Raw genomic sequence first — 20,304 nt, 5'->3', positions numbered from 1 at the left:
TAGGGGCTTGCGCTCCGCCGTCGCTTTGCGCAACAGGGGCGGGACAGGAGGCGGGCTTTGCAGATAGGCTCTTTGCAGGCAGGCTTGGGCTTTGCGGGCGCGATGGTGGTGGCGATGGCGGTGGATGCTCTCGTGGGCTGGCCGTCGTGGCTGTTCGCGCGGATCGGCCATCCCGTGACGTGGCTTGGGCGGCTGATCGGCGCCATCGATCGCGGCTGGAATCGCGCCTCCGATCCGCCGGCGCTGCGCCGCGCGGCCGGCATCGTCGCAGCGCTTTTTGTGATCGCATGCTCCGTCGTGATCGGCTGGCTGCTTCAGGCCTTGCTTCCTGCTGGCTCGATCCAGATCGTGCTGATCGGCGTCCTCGCCTGGCCGCTGGTCGCGCTGCGCTCGCTGCATGATCACGTCGCGGCCGTCGCTCGTCCCTTGCTGGCTGGCGAGATCGCCGCCGCGCGTGAGGCCGTCTCGCGCATCGTCGGGCGCGATCCCTCAGCGCTCGATGAAGCCGGGATCGCGCGCGCGGCGATCGAGAGCCTCGCGGAGAACGCCTCCGACGGTATCGTCGCGCCGGTGTTCTGGGGCGCGCTGTTCGGCCTGCCGGGCATTCTCGGTTACAAGGCGATCAACACGCTGGATTCCATGATCGGTCACCGCAACGAGCGCCACGAAGCCTTCGGCTGGGCGGCGGCGCGTATCGACGATCTCGCCAATTTCATTCCGGCGCGCCTGACCGGATTTCTATTCGTATTGCTGGCACCGCATCGGTCCGAGGCGCTGGCGTGCATGACGCGCGATGCGCGGCGGCATCGCTCGCCGAACGCCGGCTGGCCGGAAGCCGCCATGGCCGGCGGGCTTGGCGTGCGGCTCAGCGGACCCCGCATCTATCATGGCAGCATCGCCAACGAGCCTTGGCTGAACGAGGGCGCGCGCGATCCGCGCGCCGCCGACATTGGCGAGGGACTGGCGGTCTACCGCCGTGCCATGCTGCTGCTCGCCGGCATGCTTGCGATCCTCGCCTTCGCGTGAAAGAACGGGGCATGCGCGAGCACGGTGGAAATCTGGATCAAGCTCAGCAGCGTTTTGGCGGACGCGCCGAAGACTGGATCGACCTGTCGACCGGGATCAACCGGCTGCCTTATCCCGTGGGCGAGGTGAGCGCGCGAGCGTGGAGCGCGCTGCCTTCGCGCGCGGAGATCGAGGCCCTGCATCAGGCGGCGCGGCACGCGTACCGCACCAGTGCGCCGATCGTGGCGCTTGGCGGCGCGCAGGCCGCGATCCAGTTGCTGCCGCAACTCGCGTCGCCCGGCCGCGCGTGCATTCTCGCGCCGACCTATAATGAATATGCAGGCGTGCTGTCGGCCGCGGGCTGGGATGTGCAGGAGGCCAGCGAGCTCGACGCGCTCGAAGGCGCGGACCTCGCCGTCGTCGTCAATCCCAACAATCCCGATGGCCGATGCTATTCGCCGAAGGATCTGCTCGCGCTGCTGCCGCGCGTCGGTCGTCTCGTGATCGACGAGAGCTTTGTCGATACCGTTCCGCAACTGTCGCTCGCGCCTGAGGCGGACCGGCCGGGATTGTTGATCTTGCGCTCCTTTGGAAAGTTCTACGGCCTGGCCGGCCTGCGGCTCGGCTTTGCGATCGGGAACGCCGCCGATATCGACCGGCTCGCGGCGTCGTCCGGGCCCTGGCCGGTCTCGGGCGCAGCGATCGCGATCGGCTGCCGCGCCTTGCACGACGACGCCTGGGCCGAAGCTACGTCCGCGCGGCTTGCGAAGGACTGTGCTCGCCTCGACGAGATGGCGCGGGCGCAAGGCTGGCGGCTTGTCGGCGGCGCATCGCTGTTTCGCCTCTACGAGACGCCTGACGCGCTCGCCGCGCAGGAGATGCTCGCGCGTGCCCGGATCTGGTCGCGTGTATTCGCGAAGGAGCCGAAATGGCTGCGCCTCGGGCTTCCAGGCAGCGAAGCCGAATGGAGCCGCCTTGCCGGGGCGCTAGCGCGCTAGCGCGAGCAGGCCTTCGACGTCGAGATGCTTTTCGATGTGATCGGCCAGCGCATCGAGCGCGCTCTCGACCCTGGCATGATAGGGCTCGTCGCCTGCGGGAATGTCGAGCTTCGCCAAAAACGCCTTGCGGAAGTCGTCCGACGTGAAGAGGCCGTGCAGATAGCTGCCCTGCACGCGGCCGTCGCGCGAGATTGCGCCTTCCGGCTCGCCGTTCAGGGTCGCGAAGGGGCGCCCGCGATCCGGCCCTTCGGTGCGGCCGATGTGGATCTCGTAAGCTGCGATCGGCTGCCCGGTGGCGGCATGCACGGCGGCGACACGCGTCAGCGTCTTCTGCGGGCTCATCACCGTGTCCACGTCGAGCAGCCCGAGGCCCGGCGTGTTGCCTGCGGGGCCTTCGATGCCATCGGGGTCCGCGACGCTGCGCCCGAGCATCTGGTAGCCGCCGCAGAGGCCGAGCACATGGCCGCCCCGGCGGTGATGTGCAAGCAGATCGATCTCCCAGCCCTGTGCACGCAGGAAGGCGAGATCGCCGCGGGTCGATTTGGAGCCGGGAATGATGACGAGCCTGACATCGCCAGGAATTGCTTCGCCGGGACGCACCATCACGAGATCGACACCCGGCTCGAGCTTGAGCGGATCGAGATCGTCGAAATTGGCGATCCGCGATAGTACGAGGCATGCGATCTTGCACTGGCCGGGCTTGCGCGCATCGCTCAGGCCCAGCGCATCCTCGGCCGGCAGCTCGCCGGCGCGCGGAAACCAGGGCAGCACGCCAAGGCCGCGCCAGGCGGTCTTTTGCGCGATCAGCCTATAGCCGTCGTCGAACAGCGTGGGATCGCCGCGGAACTTGTTGATGACGAAACCGGAGATCATCGCGGCATCCTCAGGGTCGATCACCGTCTTGATGCCGACGAGCTGGGCGATGACGCCGCCGCGATCGATGTCGCCGACCAGCACGACGGGCACGTCGGCCTTGCGCGCAAATCCCATATTGGCGATGTCGGCCTTGCGCAGATTGACCTCGGCCGGGCTGCCGGCGCCTTCGACCAGCACCAGATCGGACTTTGCCTTCAGGCGCTCGAAGCTCTCCAGCACGGCGCCCATCAATGAAGGCTTCATCGCGGCGTAGTCGCGCGCACGTGCGGTTGCGATGCGCTTGCCCTGGACGATCACCTGCGCGCCGACATCGGTCTCGGGCTTGAGCAGCACCGGGTTCATGTCGGTGTGCGGCTCGGCGCCGGCGGCCAGCGCCTGCAATGCCTGCGCGCGGCCGATCTCGCCGCCATCGATCGTGACGGCCGCGTTGTTGGACATGTTCTGCGGCTTGAATGGAAGCACGCGCAAGCTCCGCCGCGTGAAGGCTCGGGCGAGGCCGGCGACGATGAGCGATTTGCCCACGTCCGAGCCGGCCCCCTGGATCATCAGCGCGCGTGCCATCGAATTCAGAACTCGACGCCGGCCTGCGCCTTGATGCCGGAGCGGAAGGGGTGCTTGACCAGCGTCATCTCGGTGACGAGATCGGCGATCTCGATCAGCTCGTCCTTGGCGTTGCGACCGGTGAGCACGACGTGAGTCATCGGCGGCTTCGAGCTCGTCAGGAACTCGACGATTTCGGCGATGTCGAGATAGTCGTAGCGGAGCGCGATGTTGATCTCGTCGAGCACGACCATGCGCAAATTCGCATCGGAGATCAGCTCCTTGGCCTTCTCCCAGCCGGCGCGCGCGGCGGCGATGTCGCGGGCGCGGTCCTGAGTCTCCCAGGTGAAACCTTCGCCCATTGCGTGGAACTGGCAGAGCTCGCCGAAATGGCCGGTGAGCAGGCGCCGCTCGCCGGTGTCCCACGCGCCCTTGATGAACTGCACCACCGCGCAGGGGAAGCCGTGGGCGACGCAGCGGACGATCATGCCGAAAGCCGAGGAGGACTTACCCTTGCCGGCGCCGGTGTGGACGATAATGAGGCCCTTCTCACCGCTCTTGGTCGCCATGATCTTATCGCGGGCGGCCTTCTTCTTCGCCATCTTCTGGGCGTGCCTGATGTCGGTATTCTCGGCTATTTGGGTATCCGGTTCAGAGGTCATGGGACCCGGTCCTTCGGCTTGACAAGAGGCGGCCACCGGCAAATGGTGGCCCGGCGTTGGTTCCTGTCCTATGACAGGCGAAGAGGGAATGCGATAGGGTCCGAATCGGCAAGATTTGGGTCCAAAATGCAGCCGCCCCCGCGACCGTGACCGGAGAGATGCCCGAAGCCACTGATTCCTTCTGGAATCGGGAAGGCGGGGATCGAAGGGCAAGACCCTGCTCCGCAAGCCGGGAGACCTGCCAGCGCGGACGAGTTTTGGACCGGCGGACGGGGTGTTCCGCGACGGGGAAACGGGCCTTCCGAAGAATGGTCCGTGTGCCTCATCGCCTCCCGCTGTTATCTGGAAGAGGCGATGACCGTCACACTTCACGTCTGCATCACCTGCCGTGCCGGCCAGACGCTTGGCGAGGGCGAGACGACGCCCGGCAAGCGCCTGCACGGCGCGATCCTCGAGGCCGGCGTGCCCGACGGCGTCAAATTGGTTCCCGTGGAGTGCCTGTCGGCCTGCAGCCAGGGCTGCTCGGTGGCGCTGAGCGCGCCCGGCCGCTGGTCCTATGTCTACGGCCGCTTGTCGGATGCGAATGCGCACGACGTGGTCGCGGGCGCTGCGGCCTATGCGGCCGCACCCGACGGGATCGTGCCCTGGCGCAGCCGTCCTGAAATTTTCCGCAAGCAGTCGCTTGCACGCATTCCCCCAATTCCCGCCTTGCCGGAGGCCGCCGAATGAACTCGCTCGCAAAAGTCCCGGTCACGGTGGTCACCGGTTTCCTCGGCTCCGGCAAGACGACGCTGATCCAGCATCTGCTCAGCAACGCCGGCGGCAAGAAGCTCGCCGTGCTCGTCAACGAGTTCGGCAGCGAGGGCGTCGACGGCGAGATCCTGAAATCCTGCGCCGATGCGAACTGCCCCGAGGAGAATATCGTCGAGCTCGCCAATGGCTGCATCTGCTGCACCGTTGCCGATGATTTCATTCCGACGATGGAGCGGCTGCTGGCGCGACCGGTGCGGCCCGATCACATCCTGATCGAGACCTCGGGATTGGCATTGCCGAAGCCGCTCTTGAAGGCGTTCGATTGGCCGGAAATTCGCTCGCGCATCACGGTCGATGGCGTGATCGCGCTGGCCGATGCCGAGGCCGTGGCGGCGGGCCGCTTCGCGCCCGACCCGGACGCCGTCGAGGCGCAGCGCGCGGCAGACGACAATCTCGATCATGAGACGCCGCTGTCCGAAGTGTTCGAGGATCAGATCGCCTGCGCCGATATCGTGCTGCTGACCAAGGCCGACCTTGCCGGCGCCGCCGGCATCGAAGCAGCCAAGGCGGCGATCACCGCCGAGATGCCGCGTCGCGTGCCGATGCTGCCCGTCACCGAGGGCGCGATCGACGCGCGCGTCATCCTCGGGCTCGGCGCTGCCGCCGAGAATGATCTCGCCGCGCGCCCTTCGCATCATGACGGCGAGGAGGAGCATGAGCACGACGATTTCGCCTCGGTCGTGATCGATCTTCCGGAGGTCGCCGATATCGACGCGCTGGTCGCATCCGTGCAGCGTCTTGCGCGCGAGCAGAACGTGCTGCGCGCCAAGGGCTATATCGCGGTCGCGGGCAAGCCGATGCGACTATTGTTGCAGGCCGTCGGCGAGCGCGTGCGCCATCAGTTCGACAAGCCCTGGGGCGCAGGGCACAGGCAGTCGAAGCTCGTCGTGATCGGCGAGCACGGCGATATCGATGAAGCAGCGATCAGGTCAGGACTAGGCATCTGATGCACGTCGTCTTCCGCGAGAGCCGCGGTCTGGAGGAGACCGCGACGCCAAGGGACATCGGCCAGGACCCGGCCGATCTCGTGGTGCTCTCGTATTCGGATTCCGACCTGGCGGCGTTCGCGGCCGGCTGGCGGCGTGGCCGCGGCAGTCTGCCGTCGCTGCGGCTCGCCAATCTCGCGGAGCTGCGCCATCCGCTGTCGGTCGACACCTATGTCGAGCGCACGCTGTCGCAGGCGCGTGGCATTTTGGTGCGCTTGATCGGCGGGGAGTCTTACTGGACGTATGGGCTTGCGGCCCTGCAGCAGCTTGCCAAGGACCGGGGCATCGTGCTCGCCGTGCTGCCGGCCGACGGCCGCGATGACGCGCGGCTCGATCAATATTCGACGTTGCCTGTCTCGACGCTGCGGCGGCTCAAGGTGCTCTGCGATGCCGGCGGACCAGTCGCGGCGCAGGCGGCGATCGCGCAGCTCGCGCTGGCTTCGGGCCTCTACGCAGGTCCCGTCATCGGCGAGATGAGCGTGCCCGAGAGGGGCTTTTACGATCCTGCGCGCGGCGTCATCGCCGGGCCGGAGACCGGCGAGGGCAGGCCCCGCGCGCTGGTGACGTTCTATCGCTCCTATCTCACCGCCGCCGACACCGGCCCGGTCGACGCGCTGATCGCCGCGCTGCGCGACAAGGGCTTTGACGCCTACGGCGCGTTCGTCACCTCGCTGAAGGCCGCAGGCGTCGCCGATTGGCTGCGCGCGCATCTGGCGCAACATCCTCCGGCCGTGATCGTCAATGCGACGGCGTTCTCGGCCCTCGGCTACGACGGCACGACGCCGTTCGATGCTGCGCCTTGCCCCGTGTTTCAGGTCGCGCTCTCCACGGCGCGCCGCGAGGACTGGGCGACCTCGCTGCGGGGTCTGTCGCCCGGGGATCTTGCGATGCATGTGGTGCTGCCCGAGGTCGACGGCCGGCTGTTCGCGGGCGTGGTGAGTTTCAAATCGGTCGCGATGCGTGATCCGGATCTGCAATTTTCGCATCTGGCCCACACGCCCGACGAGGAGCGCGTGAGGGCTGTTGCTGCGCGCGCCCTGGCCTGGCGGCGCCTCGCAGAAAAGCCGGCCGGCGAGAAGCGGCTGGCTATCGTGCTCTCGAACTATCCGGGCCGTCCGCACCAGATCGCGCACGCGGTCGGGCTCGATGCACTGGCTTCAGTGGAGGCTCTGGTATCCGATCTCGGTGAGACCGGTTTCGATCTCGCGCCAGTGCATGCTCTCGGTGAAACGCTGCTCAGGCAGAATTTGACCTGGAGCGTTGCCGATTACCGCGCGGCGCTCTCGCGCCTGCCGCAGTCCCTGCAGGACGATCTCGCGCAGGCCTGGGGGGCGCCCGAGAGCGATCCGGCTTGCCGCGATGGCGCGTTTCAATTCGCTGCCATCGCGTGCGGCAAGTCGGTCATTGCGGTCCAGCCGGAGCGTGGCGATGCTGCCACGCGCGATGCCGATTATCACGATCTCGCCCGCACGCCGCGCCACGCCTATGTCGCGTTCTATCTCTGGCTCCGGCAGCAGGGGTGTGACGCCATGGTGCATATGGGCGCGCACGGCACGCTGGAATGGCTGCCCGGAAAGTCGGTTGCGTTGTCGTCCGCCTGCTGGCCGGAGGCCCTGATCGGCGATCTCCCCGTCATCTATCCCTTCATCGTCAACGATCCCGGCGAGGCCGCGCAGGCGAAACGGCGCATCGGCGCGGTTACGATCGGCCATCTTCCGCCGCCACTCGCGCAATCCGCGGTGCCGGAGAGATTGCGGCGGCTCGAACGGCTGCTCGACGAATATTCGACCGCCGATGGTCTCGATCCCGCACGCCGTCAGCGGCTGATTGCCGCGATCCGCGACGAGGCGCGCGCGGCAGGTCTCGAAGACGACCTCGGTCTCGACGCCGCGGCGGCACCGGCCGAAGCGATTCCGCGCATCGACCGCTTTGTCTGCGATCTCAAGGAAAGCCAGTTCGGCGATGGGCTGCACGTGTTCGGTCGCGGCGCCTGCGGCGAGGCGGAGCGCGATGCGCTGCGGGCCGCGCTCGCCGGCAGGCGCGTCGCACCGGGGCCGGCGGGCTCGCCCTATCGCGGCCGCACCGACGTGTTGCCGACCGGGCGCAATCTCTTCGCGGTCGATCCGCGCGCGGTGCCGACACCATCGGCGCATGCGCAGGGGATAAAGCTCGCAGAGGAGCTGCTGCGCCGTCATTTGCAGGATCACGGCGATTGGCCGAAGGGCCTCGTCGTCGACCTCTGGGGCTCGGCGACGATGCGCACGGCCGGCGAGGAGTTCGCGATGGCGCTGCATCTGGCTGGCCTCGCGCCGCGCTGGGATCACGCGTCCGGCCGGGTCACCGGCTACGACATCATCGCGCCGGCCGAGCTCGGCCGGCCCCGCATCGACGTGACGCTGCGGGTATCGGGCCTGTTCCGCGACGTCTTCTCAGGCCTTGCGCAATTGTTCGAGGCCGCCTCCGAGGCGCTTGCGGGCCGCGAAGACGAGGGCGAGGAGAATCCATACCGCCACCGCGCCTCGCGCGTGTTCGCGCCGCGTCCCGGACAATACGGCGTCGGCCTGTCGGCGATCCCCGATGCCTTCACGCCGGAGACGCGCGAGGCCGCCGGCGAAGCCTGGCTGTCGGCCTCGTCCTGGACGTTCTCGGCTGCCGGCGAGATGCAGCACGATCGCGCCGGCATCGAACAGCGCCTCGCTGCGGCCGATGCCTTCGTCCACGCCCAGGACCTGCCCGAAACCGATCTGCTGCTCGCCGCCGATTATGCCGCGCATGAAGCCGGCGTTGCGGCGGCAGCGGCGCATCTCGGCGCGACGGGACCATCGCTCTATCACCTCGACACGACGCGCCCCGAGCAGCCGCGCGCACGCTCGCTGACGGAAGAAATCTCGCGCGTTGTCCGCGCACGCGCGGCCAATCCGGACTGGATCGCCGGCATGATGCGGCACGGTTTTCGCGGGGCGGCCGAGATCACCGCGACCTTGGAGCACATGGCGGCCTTCGCCCATCTCGCCGGCGCCGTGCCGCCGCATCTGTTCGATCTCTACTACGAGGCGACGCTCGGCAATGACGACGTTCGCGCCTTCATGGCGCGTGAAAATCCGTCGGCGCTCGCCGCGATGCAAACCTGCTTTGCGCGCCTGCATGATGCCGCGCTCTGGCAAACGCGCCGCAATTCGATCGCGGCAGCGCTCCGGGAGGCCTCATGAACACGGCCACGGTCAAGGGCTGGTGTCCCGGCGCGCTGCGCCCGATGCCGTCGGGCGACGGGCTCGTGGTGCGCGTGCGTCCGTTCGGCGGGCGGCTTGAAGCCGCACAAATCGCCGGACTTGCCGAACTCGCCGGGCGACACGGCAATGGTCTGATCGATGTGACGAGCCGCGCCAATCTCCAGATCCGGGGCGTCAGCGAGCAAAGCCACCTGGCGCTGCTCGACGGCCTTGCGCAGCTCGCGCTGCTCGACCCCGACGCCGATATCGAAGCCCGGCGCAACATCCTGGTGACGCCGTTCTGGAGCGGCGGCGACGAAACGCAGTCGCTCGCCGCCGAGCTGGAGGAGGGGCTTGCCGATAGCGGCCTCGCGCTTCCCACCAAGTTCGGCTTCGCCATTGACGATGGACGATCGCGGGTGCTGGCGGGCGATTCCGCCGACATTCGTATCGAGCGCGACCGCGAGGGCCGTCTCCTGGTGCGGGCCGACGGTGCACCGCTCGGCCGCTCCGTCGCGCGCGGCGAGGCCGTGAGCACGGCGCTGGCGCTCGCGAGCTGGTTCCTGGTCTCCGGCGGCGCGAGGAGCGGGCGCGGGCGGATGGCCGCCCACATCGCCTCCGGCGCGGCATTGCCTGCATCGCTGCGCGGCGAGACCGAGCCTGCGCCGGTGATGGCCGCCTCGCGGCCCGGGCACTATCCGCAAGGCGCGATGGTCGGCGTCGCGTTCGGGCAGATGCTGCACACGACGCTCGGCCAATTCGCCGGTTGTGGTCACGCGCTGCGGATGACGCCGTGGCGGATGGTGCTGAGCGAGGGCAAGCGGGAGATGCCGAGCGGGGCCGGTCTCATCACCGAGCCGTTCGATCCCGCGCTGCGCGTCATCGCCTGCAGCGGCGCGCCGCGCTGCCGCGAAGCCCATGCCGATACGCGTGCCCTCGCTGCAGCGCTCGCCCCGCGCATCGCCGCCGACGCGCGGCTCCACGTCTCCGGCTGCGGCAAAGGCTGCGCCCATTCCGGCACGGCCGCCGTTACGCTGGTTGCGACGCGCGCCGGCTTCGATCTCATCCGTGACGGCTCGACGCGTGACGAGCCGGTCCTGCGCGGCCTCAACGGCGCCGACATCGTCAGCGATCCCTCGATCCTCGTCGGAGGGAACTGATGCCGCACGCTTATGAGACCGATGGCGCGGCGATCTATCGGCAATCCTTCGCCACCATCCGGGCCGAGGCCGATCTTGCGCGCTTCACGCCGGACGAGGAGCAGGTGGTGGTGCGGATGATCCACGCGGCCGGCATGGTCGGCCTGGAGGCGCATATCCGCTTCACGCCAGGTATGGCGATTACCGCGCGCGCGGCCTTGCAGAAGGGCGCGCCGATCCTGTGCGACGCGCGCATGGTCTCCGAAGGCATTACGCGCGCAAGATTGCCCGCCGCCAATGCCGTGATCTGCACGCTCGGTGAGGCCGCCGTGCCCGCCCTGGCGCAATCCATGCACAACACCCGGTCGGCCGCGGCACTCGAGCTGTGGCGGCCGCATCTGGGCGGCGCGATCGTCGCGATCGGCAACGCGCCGACCGCGCTGTTTCATCTGCTCAACATGCTGGAGGACCCAAACTGTCCGCGGCCGGCGGCAATCATCGGCTGTCCCGTCGGCTTCGTCGGCGCAGCCGAATCCAAGGCCGCGCTGATGGCCGATCCGCCGGCGCCGGCGCTGACGGTCGAGGGCCGCCTTGGCGGATCGGCGATCACCGTTGCCGCAGTGAACGCACTGGCGAGCCGGAGCGAATAGCAATGGGACGCATCATCTGTTGCGGTCTCGGCCCCGGCGCCCCTGATTTGATGAGCGTGCGCGCCGATCGCACCGTGCGTGCCGCCCAACACGTCGCCTATTTCCGCAAGAAGGGCAGGCCGGGCCAGGCGCGGCGCATCGTCGAGGACATGCTGATGGCTGGCGTCACCGAATATCCGATGGAATATCCGGTCACGACGGAGATCGCATTCGACAGTCCAGAATACGTCCAGTTGCTCGCCGGCTTCTACGACGAATGGGCCGAGCGTCTGGCGCGGCTGTCGCGCGCGGTCGACGTCGTCGTGCTCTGCGAGGGCGATCCTTACTTTTACGGCTCCTTCATGCACCTGCACACACGCCTGCAGGGGCGTGTCGAGATCGAGGTGATCGCGGGCATTCCCGGCATGGTCGGCTGCTGGAACGGCGTGGGCCAACCGATCGCGCTCGGCGACGACGTGACGACGGTGCTGATGGGGACGCTTCCCGAGGATCAGCTCGAACGGCACATGCGCGATTCCGATGCGCTGGTCATCATGAAGACCGGGCGCAATCTCGCAAAAGTGCGCCGCGCGCTTTCAGCCGCCGGGCGGCTCGACGATGCCTGGCTGGTCGAGCGCGGCACCATGCCGGGAGAGCGCGTCGTGCGGCTCGCGGAGATCGACGGCGCGGACTGTCCCTATTTCGCGATCGTGCTGGTGCACGGCAGGGGCCGGCATCTGGACGCCGCCGAATGACGGGCACCTTGACCATCGCGGGCCTCGGCCCCGGCAGCGATGCGCTGGTGACGCCGGAGGTCACCGCTGCCTTGGCCGCGGCGACCGATATTCTGGGCTATGCGCCCTATGTTTCGCGCGTGCCGCCGCGACCGGGCCTCACCCTGCATCCTTCCGATAATCGCGAGGAGCTGCATCGCGCCAACGAAGCCCTGCGGCTGGCATCCGAAGGCGGGCAGGTCGTCGTCGTGTCCTCCGGCGATCCCGGCGTCTTCGCGATGGCGTCCGCCGTGTTCGAGGCACTCGAACAGGCGCCGCAATGGCAGGACCTGCCGATCCGCGTGCTGCCCGGCATCACCGCGATGCTGGCGGCCGCCGCGCGTGCCGGCGCGCCGCTCGGCCACGATTTCTGTGCGATCAACCTCTCGGACAATCTCAAGCCGTGGACCGCCATCGAGAAGCGGCTGCGGCTCGCCGCAGAAGCCGATTTCTCGATTGCACTGTACAATCCGCGCTCGGCGAGCCGGCCGGAAGGATTTGGCCGCGCGCTCGCGGTGCTGAAGGAGGCCGGCTGCGGCGAGCGCCTGGTGATCTTTGCGCGGGCGATCAGCACGGCTGATGAGACGATCACGACAGTGACGCTGAATGAAGCGAGGCCCGAGATGGCCGACATGCGCACGCTGGTGATCGTCGGCAATTCGCGGACACGCCGCGTCGGCCGCTGGGTCTATGCGCCAAGGCGGGTCGAATGACCGAGCCACTGCATCACGTCCGTGACGCTCTCGACCCGCCGGCGCTCGGGCAGCTGCGGCCGCGAGATCATGACCACGGGCAGGCCGAGCCGGCGGGCCGCGTCGATCTTCGCGCGTGCGCCGTCGCCGCCGGAATTGCGGGCGACGATCCAGGCGATGCCGCGTGTGCGCATCATCTCGAGCTCGCTATCAAGCCTGAACGGTCCGCGCGACACGATCACATCCGCTGGAAAGGGCAGGGCTTCCGGCGGGTCGACGAAACGCAGCGTGTAGGCATGTTGCGGCTTCGTCGCAAACGGCGCGATATGCTGGCGGCCGATGCCGAGGAACACGTTTGCGGGCGCCTCGGGCAGCGCAGCGACTGCGGCGCCGACATTGGCGACCTCTATCCAATTGTCGCCAGGCGTTTTCAGCCAGGGTGCGCGTTCCAGCGCGATCAGCGGCGTATCGGTGTCCGCGCACGCCCCGACCGCGTTGCGGCTCATCTCGGCCGCGAACGGATGCGTCGCATCGATCACATGCGTGATGCCTTCGCGGCGGATGTAGTCGGCCAGCCCGCTCGCGCCACCGAAGCCGCCGACGCGGGTCGGCAGCGGCTGACCGGCCGGCGCATGAGTGCGACCGGCGTAGGAATAGACGGCATCGATGCGCGCGCGCGCCATCTCCCCGGCGAGCAGGCTCGCGTCGGCAGTTCCACCCAGTATGAGGGCGCGAATTGTGGCTGATCCCTGGCTGACCATCATCGGTATCGGCGAAGATGGCCTTGCCGGGCTGTCGGAGGCAAGCCGAAAGGCGCTTGCTTCGGCGGAAATCGTGTTCGGCGGCGAGCGCCATCTTGCGCTTGCTGACATTGGAAGCCGTGGCCGCGCGTGGCCGGTGCCTTTCGATGCGAATGTCGTGCTGAGCTGCCGCGGCCGACCGACGGTGGTGCTGGCCTCCGGCGATCCGTTCTGGCATGGCGCCGGCGCTGCGCTCGCCGAAAAGCTCGGCAGCGATGAGTGGATCGCGCACCCCGCGCCGTCGACCTTCTCGCTCGCCGCCGCGCGCCTGGGCTGGCGGTTGGAGGCCACGACGTGCATCGGCCTCCATGCGGCGCCGTTCGAGCGTCTCGTGCCGCATCTGGTGCGGGATGCTCGCATCATCTGCCTGGTGCGCAACGCAGCGGCAGTGGGCGATCTCGCGAAATGGCTGACGGATCGCGGATGGGGCGCTTCACGCTTGTGGACGCTCGTGGCGCTTGGTGGTCCTCGCGAAAGCATCAGCCAGCACCGCGTCGACCTCTTTGCCGAGAAGATTGCTGGAGATCTGGTCGCGGTGGCGCTGCTGGCGAGGGGGACGCAAGGCATTCCCCGCAGCTCGGGATTTTCGGACGATCTGTTCGTCCATGACGGCCAGATCACCAAGCGGCCAGTGCGCGCGCTCGCGCTCTCGGCGCTGGCACCGCGGCCCGGCGAACGGCTGTGGGATATCGGCGCGGGCTCCGGGTCGATCTCGGTGGAGTGGGCGCTGTGCGGCGGGACCGCGATCGCGGTTGAGGCGCGCGAGGATCGCGTCGAAAACATCCGCAAGAATGCTGCAGCGTTCGGACTGGGGCATCAGATCACGGTCGTCAGCGGGAGGGCACCAGAAGCGATCGCCGGGTTGGAAGCGCCGGATGCCGTTTTCGTGGGCGGTGGCCTCGATCGCGCAATGTTCGATGCGATCTGGCCCGGGCTTGCGCCGGGGGCGCGGCTGGTTGCACATTCGGTCACGCTGGAGACGGAAACGCTGCTCGGCGAGCTTCACCAGTGCCACGGCGGCGAGCTGATGCGGGTGGAGATCGCGCGTGCCGCGCCGCTCGGCCGCTATCGCTCCTGGGAAGCGTCTCGCCCGGTGGTGCAATGGAGTGCGGTCCGATGAAGGTCGCCGGGCTCGGATTCAGAAGGGATGCCACGCTGGCTTCGCTGCGCGAGGCGCTAGAGGCGGCCGGCGGTGCCGCAGGTCTCGCGGCGGTGGCGACTGTCAAGGACAAGGCCGATGCGGAGGTGCTGAAGCAGCTCGCGCGCGAATGCAGTCTACCGATCAGGGCCGTTCCGGCCGATGTGCTCGCGAAGGTCGACACGCCGACGCGGTCAAAGCTCGTCGCAGAAAAGTTCGGCACCGGGTCGGTTGCGGAAGCCGCAGCGCTCGCGGCCGCGGGCCCTCGCGCGCGTCTGATTGCGACGCGCGTGGTCTCGCAGGACCGCACCGCGACTGCCGCCATTGCCGAAGGAGACGGCCCATGACGGTGCATTTCATCGGCGCCGGCCCGGGCGCGCCCGATCTGCTGACGCTGCGCGGCCGCGACCTGATCGCGACCTGTCCGGTCTGCCTCTATGCCGGCTCGCTAATCCCCGAAGGCGTCTTGGCGTATTGCCCGCCCGGTGCGCGCATCGTCAACACCGCGCCGCTGTCGCTCGACGAGATCATTGCAGAGATCGCCGCCGCGCATGCCGAGGGCAAGGATATCGCGCGGCTGCATTCCGGCGACCTCTCGATCTGGTCGGCGATGGGCGAACAGCTGCGACGCCTGCGCGCGCTCGGCATTCCCTATACCGTCACGCCTGGCGTTCCCTCGTTCTCCGCCGCTGCGGCAGCGCTGGAAGCCGAACTGACGCTGCCCGGGTTGGCCCAGACGGTGGTTTTGACGCGCACGCCGGGCCGCGCCAGTGCCATGCCTGAAGGCGAGAAGCTGGCCGCATTCGCCGCGACCGGCGCGGTGCTCGCGATCCACCTCTCGATCCATCTGCTCGACCAGGTCGTCGGCGAGCTCACGCCGCATTACGGCGCGGATTGCCCGGTTGCTGTCGTCTGGCGCGCCAGCTGGCCGGAGCAGCGCATCGTGCGCGCGACGCTGGCAACGCTCGATGCCGCCATCGGGACCGAAATGGAGCGCATGGCGCTGATCCTGGTCGGCAAGACGCTTGGCGATGCGGATTTCGACGAGAGCCGCCTCTATGCTGCCGACTATGACCGCCGTTATCGGCCGGTTGGCGCGGAGCCGCGCTTTCCGGAGGCGTCGTGATGCCGGCAGGGCTCGTCATCTCCGCGCCTGCCTCCGGTGTCGGCAAGACCACGCTGACCCTGGCGCTCGCGCGTGCCTGGTGCAATCGCGGCTTGAAGGTGCAGTGCTTCAAGAGCGGGCCAGACTATATCGATCCCGCCTTCCACGCCACCGCCACGGGCCGCGCCTCCGTCAACCTCGATAGCTGGGCGATGGACCGCGGCACGATCGAACACCTCGTTAGCCGCGGTGCGGATGCCGATGTCGTGCTCGCCGAGGGATCGATGGGCCTGTTCGATGGAGTCGCCGCGCGCGGCGTGTCCGGCACCGGCGCCACCGCCGATGTCGCGGAGATGCTGGGCTGGCCGGTGCTGCTGGTGATCGATCCCTCGGGGCAGGCGCAGACGGCAGCCGCAATCGCCGCGGGCCTTCGCGACTACCGCGCCGGCGTGCGTCTTTCGGGTGTCGTGCTCAATCGCGTCGCCAGCCCGCGCCACGAGGACCTGGTGCGGCGCGCGCTCGACGATGCCGGCATTGCCGTGTTCGGCGCGCTGCCGCGTCATGCCGAGATCAGCCTACCGAAGCGGCATCTCGGCCTGGTGCAGGCCGAGGAGCAGGCGGAGATCGGCAAGCTGATTGAGGAAGCCGCACGCTTCATCGCCGAGCATGTCGATCTGGACGCGGTGCTGCGCTCCGCGGCCGGCTGGTCGCTGCAGCCGGCGGCGAGCCGCTTGAACGTGGTGCCGCCCGGCCAGCGCATCGCGCTGGCGCGCGATGCCGCCTTCTCCTTCGTCTATCCGCATATGCTGGAAGCCTGGCGCGCAGCGGGCGCCGAGATCTTGCCGTTCTCGCCGCTGGCCGATGAGGCGCCTGACGCCAGCGCCGATGTCTGCTGGCTGCCCGGCGGCTATCCCGAGCTTCACGCCGGCAGGATCGCGTCCAATCTCCGTTTTCGCGGTGGCTTGCGCAGCTTCGCCGAAACGCGGCCGGTGCACGGCGAATGCGGAGGCTATATGGTGCTGGGAACTGCGTTGACCGACGCGGACGGTGTCCGCCATGAGATGACAGGCCTGCTTGGTCTCGAGACGAGCTTTGCCAAACGCCGCATGCATCTGGGCTATCGCCTCGCGACACTCGCCGCGCCGATGCCGGGACACCGCTCCGGTGCGCGCCTGCGCGGCCATGAGTTCCACTATTCGACCATTCTTGCCCAGCCTGATGCGCCGCTCGCGACTGTGCATGATGCAACGGGCGCAGTCATCGCCGAGACCGGCTCGCGCCGCGGCCGTGCCACCGGCACGTTCTTTCATCTGATCGCGGAGGATCGGTGAGCGGATTCGTCTCCTTCATCTCCGCCGGGCCCGGCGACCCCGAGCTGCTCACGCTCAAGGGCGCCGCGCGGCTGCGCGAGGCCGACGTCGTGCTCTATGACGATCTCGCCTCGGGCGCGATCCTCGATCTCGCTCGGCCCGATGCCAATCTCGTCGCCGTGGGAAAGCGGGCAGGGCGGCCCTCGACCAAGCAGCATCACGTCAACCGCCTCCTGATCGACTATGCCGCAACCGGTGCGCGCGTGGTGCGGCTCAAGTCGGGCGATGCCGGCATTTTCGGCCGGCTCGAGGAAGAGCTGGAAGCGCTGCGCGAGGCCGGCATCGGCTATGAGATCGTTCCCGGCGTCACCTCGGCTTGCGTGGCGGCGGCGCGGGCCGGCATTCCCCTGACCCGGCGTCACACCTCGCGCCGGGTGCAGTTCGTGACCGGAGCTGACGTCACCGGCGAGCTGCCGCCAAATCTGAATTGGGCGGCGCTGGCCGATCCGGAAGCGACCACCGTGGTCTATATGGGCCGGCGCACTTTTCCGGCGCTTGCCGCAAAATTGATTGCCCACGGCCTCGCGCCAACCACCCCGGCGCTGTTCGCCGAATCCCTCGGCCGACCTGACGAGCGGCTGGTCCGCACCACGATTGCCGAGCTTGCCGAGCAGCTTGCCCGTGGCGGTGCCGCTTCGACCGCCGCCGTGATTCTGTTCGGTGCGCTGGCGGGGGATTACCCGTCATGATCGCCCCGGCCGCGCCTCGCCCCTTGACGCAGGCGCGGCGAAAGGGGCACACAGGAGAGGCATGGTGCTCAACGCGGCGCAAAGCGCCGGAGCATAATCGGGAATGGGGGTGGGCGGACCCAGTTGCGGCGCCCAAAACCCCAGCCGCCCCCGCGACTGTAAGCGGTGAGGGACTCCGATCAGCCACTGGGCCGCAAGGCCCGGGAAGGCCGGAGAACCGCAAGTGAGCCGCCAGCCAGGAGACCGGCCCTGCACGTTTTGAGGCCAAGGCCGTCGGGTGTGACGGCAGGAAGGATCTGAGCCATGCATATCGAACCCGGTATAGTGACGGGCGCCAAGCTCGTGTTGAGTTACGCAACCGGCATCGCCGCAGGCGGCGTTGCCTTGAAGCTCGCGGCCGAGACCGTGCGCGAGCAGGGCATCGGCTCGTTCGCGGCGCGGACGCTCGCCACCACCGCTCTCGTCTTCACCTTCTTCGAGATCCTGCCGCACTTCCCGGTTGGGGTGTCGGAGGTGCACTTCATCCTCGGCTCGACCTTGTTCCTGCTGTTCGGCGCGGCGCCTGCGGCCTTCGGCCTCGCGTTCGGCCTGCTGCTTCAGGGCGTGTTCTTCGAGCCGGCCGACCTGCCGCAATACGGCATGAACGTCACGACGCTGCTGGTGCCGCTGTTCGCGATCCAGGCGATCGCCTCGCGGATCATCTCGCGCAACACCGCCTATGTCGATCTCAGGTATCGCCAGGCGCTGGCGCTGTCGACGACCTATCAGGCCGGCGTGATCGGATGGGTGGCGTTCTGGGCGCTCTATGGCTCCGGCTTTGCCATGACCAACCTCGCCAACATCGCGACGTTCGCGGCGTCCTACGCGCTGGTCATCGTGATCGAGCCGCTCGCCGATCTCGCCGTGCTGGCGCTGGCCAAGTCGCTGCGCGGCGTCACCGCGCCGGGCTTCGTCACCCCGCGCCTGCATAACGCGACCTGAAGAGACAAGGGGCGGCCGTCATGGCCGCCCCAGGCGCGCGATGCTCACGCTTTCCCTGATCGGCATCGGTTGCGGCGATCCTGGTCAGCTCACGCACGCCGCCGTTCAGGCCATCAATGCCGCCGATCTCATCCTGATCCCGCGCAAGGGAACGGCGAAGTCCGATCTCGCCGACCTCAGGCGGACGATTTGCGCGGATGTGCTGACCAACGACAAGGCCGTTGTCGCCGAGTTCGATCTTCCGGTGCGGGACGCCGGTGAAGCAGACTACCGCAAGGGCGTCGACGATTGGCACGATGCGGTTGCCGCGACCTGGCAGCAAGCGATCGCAGATCATCTCGGGAGCGAAGGCAGGGTTGCACTGCTGATCTGGGGCGATCCTTCGCTCTATGATTCCTCGCTGCGCATCGCGCGAAGATTGGATCCGTTGCCCGGCATCGAGGTCGTGCCCGGCATCACCTCGATCCAGGCGCTGTGCGCGGCGCATGCGCTGCCGCTCAACGACATCGGCGCGCCGTTTCTGGTCACGACGGGGCGACGCTTGCGCGAAGGCGGCTGGCCGCAAGGTGTCGACACCGTGGTGGTGATGCTCGACGGCGGCACGGCGTTTCAATCGCTCGATCCGGCCGGGCTTCAAATCCATTGGGGCGCCTATCTCGGCATGCCCGATCAGATCATCATGTCCGGCGTGCTGGCCGAGATCGGTCCGCGCATCGTCGCGGCACGGCAGGAGGCGCGTGCGCGGCATGGCTGGATCATGGACAGCTACATCCTCAAGCGTATGCGTTAAGCGAGGCAGCATGCTCCCCGAATGGATCCCCCAGAATTGCCCCGAGATCTCCGCGCACCATCGCGAGGCTGCGACTGCGCGACAGGCGCAGCTGACAAAGCCGACCGGCGCGCTCGGACGGCTGGAGCAGCTCGCGATCGAGCTCGCAGGCCTGCAGGCGACCGAGCAGCCGCGCGCGGCACGCGTGCCGATCATCGTCTTCGCCGGCGATCACGGCATCGTCGCGCAGGGTGTCTCGGCCTATCCGCAAGCGGTGACCATCGCGATGATGGCGAATTTCGCTACCGGGGGCGCGGCGATCTCGGTGCTGGCACGCGAGCTGGGTTCGAGCCTGGAGGTGGTCGACGCCGGCACGCTGGCGCAGGAGGCGATGCCGGGCATCGTCACCGACAAGCCGCGCCATGGCACCCGCGACTTCAGCGTGGAGGCCGCTCTGCTGCCTGCTGAGCTGGCGTTCGCCTTCGAGGCGGGCAAGCGCGCCGTTACGCGTGCGGCAATCGAGCAGCCCGACCTGCTGATCTTCGGCGAGATGGGCATCGGCAATACCACGACATCGGCGGCAATGGCCGCAAGTCTGCTTGGCGTGAGCGCCGAGGAGATCGCGGGCAGCGGCACCGGGGTTGATGCGGCCGGCCGTGCGCACAAGGCGCGGGTGATCGATGCAGCGATCGCCCGTCATGGCATCGCGGGCGCTTCGCCGGAGAAGATCCTGTGCGCCGTCGGCGGCCTCGAGATCGCGGCGATCTCGGGTGCGATCATTGCGGCCGCGCAGCGCCGCATTCCCGTGTTGATCGACGGCTTCATCGTATCGGTGGCCGCGCTTGCGGCCGTGCGGCTCAACCCGTCGTGCCGGCCGTTCCTGCTGCCGTCGCATCAATCGGCGGAGCAGGGCCATCGGCTGGTGCTGCGCGCGCTGAACGTGCAGCCGTTGATCAGCCTCGATCTCAGGCTCGGTGAGGGATCGGGTGCGGCGATCGCGCTGCCGCTGGTGCGCATCGCCTGCGCGCTTCACAACGGCATGGCCACCTTTGCAGAGGCCAATGTGCCGGATCGGCCTCAAGCGCGATGAGATTTAGATGAATCGCCATCGCGCTTTAGGTTGTTGTTTG

20 protein-coding genes and 2 riboswitches are annotated in these 20,304 nt (G+C 68.3%); of the genes, 17 read left to right on the top strand and 3 right to left on the bottom strand.

The features are described 5' to 3' along the window. The first annotated feature begins 102 nt into the window (after positions 1-102). Positions 103-1,026: an adenosylcobinamide-phosphate synthase CbiB gene (gene cbiB / locus P6U31_RS23350; protein ID WP_407189922.1), complete on the top strand. Its 924-nt coding sequence runs from the start codon at positions 103-105 to the stop codon at positions 1,024-1,026. An 11-nt stretch (positions 1,027-1,037) separates the two neighbouring features. Continuing rightward, positions 1,038-2,003 carry a threonine-phosphate decarboxylase CobD gene (gene cobD, locus P6U31_RS23345; protein WP_407184129.1) on the top strand — a complete coding sequence of 322 codons (966 nt, stop codon included), beginning with the start codon at positions 1,038-1,040 and terminating at the stop codon, positions 2,001-2,003. Here the strand turns inward: cobD and P6U31_RS23340 are convergent. Both P6U31_RS23340 and cobO read right to left on the bottom strand, forming a co-directional pair. Beyond that, positions 1,992-3,440 carry a cobyric acid synthase gene (locus tag P6U31_RS23340; RefSeq protein ID WP_407184128.1) on the bottom strand — a complete coding sequence of 483 codons (1,449 nt, stop codon included), beginning with the start codon at positions 3,438-3,440 and terminating at the stop codon, positions 1,992-1,994. The genes cobD and P6U31_RS23340 overlap by 12 nt on opposite strands. Positions 3,441-3,445: 5 nt before the next feature. After that, positions 3,446-4,081, bottom strand: coding sequence for a cob(I)yrinic acid a,c-diamide adenosyltransferase (gene cobO / locus P6U31_RS23335; RefSeq protein WP_407184127.1), 636 nt, complete (start codon positions 4,079-4,081; stop codon positions 3,446-3,448). A gap of 40 nt (positions 4,082-4,121) precedes the next feature. Beyond that, positions 4,122-4,342: riboswitch (cobalamin riboswitch) on the top strand. 93 nt (positions 4,343-4,435) lie between these two features. Here cobO and P6U31_RS23330 point away from each other — a divergent pair. The 7 genes from P6U31_RS23330 to cobJ are packed head-to-tail and all read left to right on the top strand — an operon-like array spanning position 4,436 to position 12,343. Further along, positions 4,436-4,810 (top strand): DUF1636 family protein, encoded by a 375-nt coding sequence (locus P6U31_RS23330; protein ID WP_407184126.1) that lies wholly within the window; start codon positions 4,436-4,438, stop codon positions 4,808-4,810. Next, entirely contained in the window at positions 4,807-5,841 is a 1,035-nt protein-coding gene (gene cobW / locus P6U31_RS23325) for a cobalamin biosynthesis protein CobW (protein WP_407184125.1), read from the top strand. The genes P6U31_RS23330 and cobW overlap by 4 nt, the downstream gene beginning before the upstream one ends. Further along, on the top strand, positions 5,841-9,089 hold the full coding sequence (gene cobN, locus P6U31_RS23320) for a cobaltochelatase subunit CobN (protein WP_407184124.1): 3,249 nt from the start codon (positions 5,841-5,843) through the stop codon (positions 9,087-9,089). The genes cobW and cobN overlap by 1 nt, the downstream gene beginning before the upstream one ends. Next, positions 9,086-10,249 carry a precorrin-3B synthase gene (gene cobG / locus P6U31_RS23315; protein ID WP_407184123.1) on the top strand — a complete coding sequence of 388 codons (1,164 nt, stop codon included), beginning with the start codon at positions 9,086-9,088 and terminating at the stop codon, positions 10,247-10,249. Before cobN ends, cobG begins: the two co-directional genes overlap by 4 nt. Continuing rightward, the gene (locus tag P6U31_RS23310; RefSeq protein ID WP_407184122.1) at positions 10,249-10,878 is read left to right on the top strand and encodes a precorrin-8X methylmutase; all 630 of its coding nucleotides are present in this window, start codon (positions 10,249-10,251) and stop codon (positions 10,876-10,878) included. Before cobG ends, P6U31_RS23310 begins: the two co-directional genes overlap by 1 nt. Positions 10,879-10,880: 2 nt before the next feature. Next, complete coding sequence (locus P6U31_RS23305; protein ID WP_407184121.1) at positions 10,881-11,612, top strand: precorrin-2 C(20)-methyltransferase; 732 nt, start codon at positions 10,881-10,883, stop codon at positions 11,610-11,612. Then, positions 11,609-12,343 (top strand): precorrin-3B C(17)-methyltransferase, encoded by a 735-nt coding sequence (gene cobJ, locus P6U31_RS23300; protein WP_407184120.1) that lies wholly within the window; start codon positions 11,609-11,611, stop codon positions 12,341-12,343. The genes P6U31_RS23305 and cobJ overlap by 4 nt, the downstream gene beginning before the upstream one ends. Here cobJ and P6U31_RS23295 read toward each other — a convergent pair. Next, on the bottom strand, positions 12,319-13,083 hold the full coding sequence (locus P6U31_RS23295) for a cobalt-precorrin-6A reductase (protein WP_407189921.1): 765 nt from the start codon (positions 13,081-13,083) through the stop codon (positions 12,319-12,321). The genes cobJ and P6U31_RS23295 overlap by 25 nt on opposite strands. Here P6U31_RS23295 and cbiE point away from each other — a divergent pair. The 8 genes from cbiE to cobT all read left to right on the top strand — a co-directional run bounded on the left by cbiE (position 13,061) and on the right by cobT (position 20,264). After that, positions 13,061-14,242 (top strand): precorrin-6y C5,15-methyltransferase (decarboxylating) subunit CbiE, encoded by a 1,182-nt coding sequence (cbiE, locus tag P6U31_RS23290; RefSeq protein ID WP_407184119.1) that lies wholly within the window; start codon positions 13,061-13,063, stop codon positions 14,240-14,242. The two genes, P6U31_RS23295 and cbiE, sit on opposite strands and share 23 nt — an antisense overlap. Further along, positions 14,239-14,607, top strand: coding sequence for a cobalamin biosynthesis protein (locus tag P6U31_RS23285; RefSeq protein WP_407184118.1), 369 nt, complete (start codon positions 14,239-14,241; stop codon positions 14,605-14,607). The genes cbiE and P6U31_RS23285 overlap by 4 nt, the downstream gene beginning before the upstream one ends. Further along, the gene (cobM, locus tag P6U31_RS23280) at positions 14,604-15,386 is read left to right on the top strand and encodes a precorrin-4 C(11)-methyltransferase (RefSeq protein ID WP_407184117.1); all 783 of its coding nucleotides are present in this window, start codon (positions 14,604-14,606) and stop codon (positions 15,384-15,386) included. Before P6U31_RS23285 ends, cobM begins: the two co-directional genes overlap by 4 nt. Further along, positions 15,386-16,696 carry a cobyrinate a,c-diamide synthase gene (locus tag P6U31_RS23275; protein WP_407184116.1) on the top strand — a complete coding sequence of 437 codons (1,311 nt, stop codon included), beginning with the start codon at positions 15,386-15,388 and terminating at the stop codon, positions 16,694-16,696. The genes cobM and P6U31_RS23275 overlap by 1 nt, the downstream gene beginning before the upstream one ends. Beyond that, positions 16,693-17,424: a uroporphyrinogen-III C-methyltransferase gene (gene cobA / locus P6U31_RS23270; RefSeq protein ID WP_407184115.1), complete on the top strand. Its 732-nt coding sequence runs from the start codon at positions 16,693-16,695 to the stop codon at positions 17,422-17,424. Before P6U31_RS23275 ends, cobA begins: the two co-directional genes overlap by 4 nt. 45 nt (positions 17,425-17,469) lie before the next feature. Then, positions 17,470-17,691: riboswitch (cobalamin riboswitch) on the top strand. Between the two features lie 36 nt (positions 17,692-17,727). Continuing rightward, a complete protein-coding gene (locus tag P6U31_RS23265) occupies positions 17,728-18,405 on the top strand; it encodes an energy-coupling factor ABC transporter permease (protein WP_407184114.1) in 678 nt (225 codons plus the stop codon). A 40-nt stretch (positions 18,406-18,445) separates the two neighbouring features. Next, a complete protein-coding gene (gene cobF / locus P6U31_RS23260; RefSeq protein ID WP_407184113.1) occupies positions 18,446-19,195 on the top strand; it encodes a precorrin-6A synthase (deacetylating) in 750 nt (249 codons plus the stop codon). Positions 19,196-19,205: 10 nt separating this feature from the next. After that, on the top strand, positions 19,206-20,264 hold the full coding sequence (cobT, locus tag P6U31_RS23255) for a nicotinate-nucleotide--dimethylbenzimidazole phosphoribosyltransferase (protein WP_407184112.1): 1,059 nt from the start codon (positions 19,206-19,208) through the stop codon (positions 20,262-20,264). Positions 20,265-20,304 lie beyond the last annotated feature (40 nt).

It is taken from the genome of Bradyrhizobium centrosematis, from assembly GCF_045571495.1.
Classification (GTDB): Bacteria; Pseudomonadota; Alphaproteobacteria; order Rhizobiales; family Xanthobacteraceae; genus Bradyrhizobium; species Bradyrhizobium centrosematis.
This window is presented reverse-complemented; position numbering and strand designations above follow the sequence as displayed.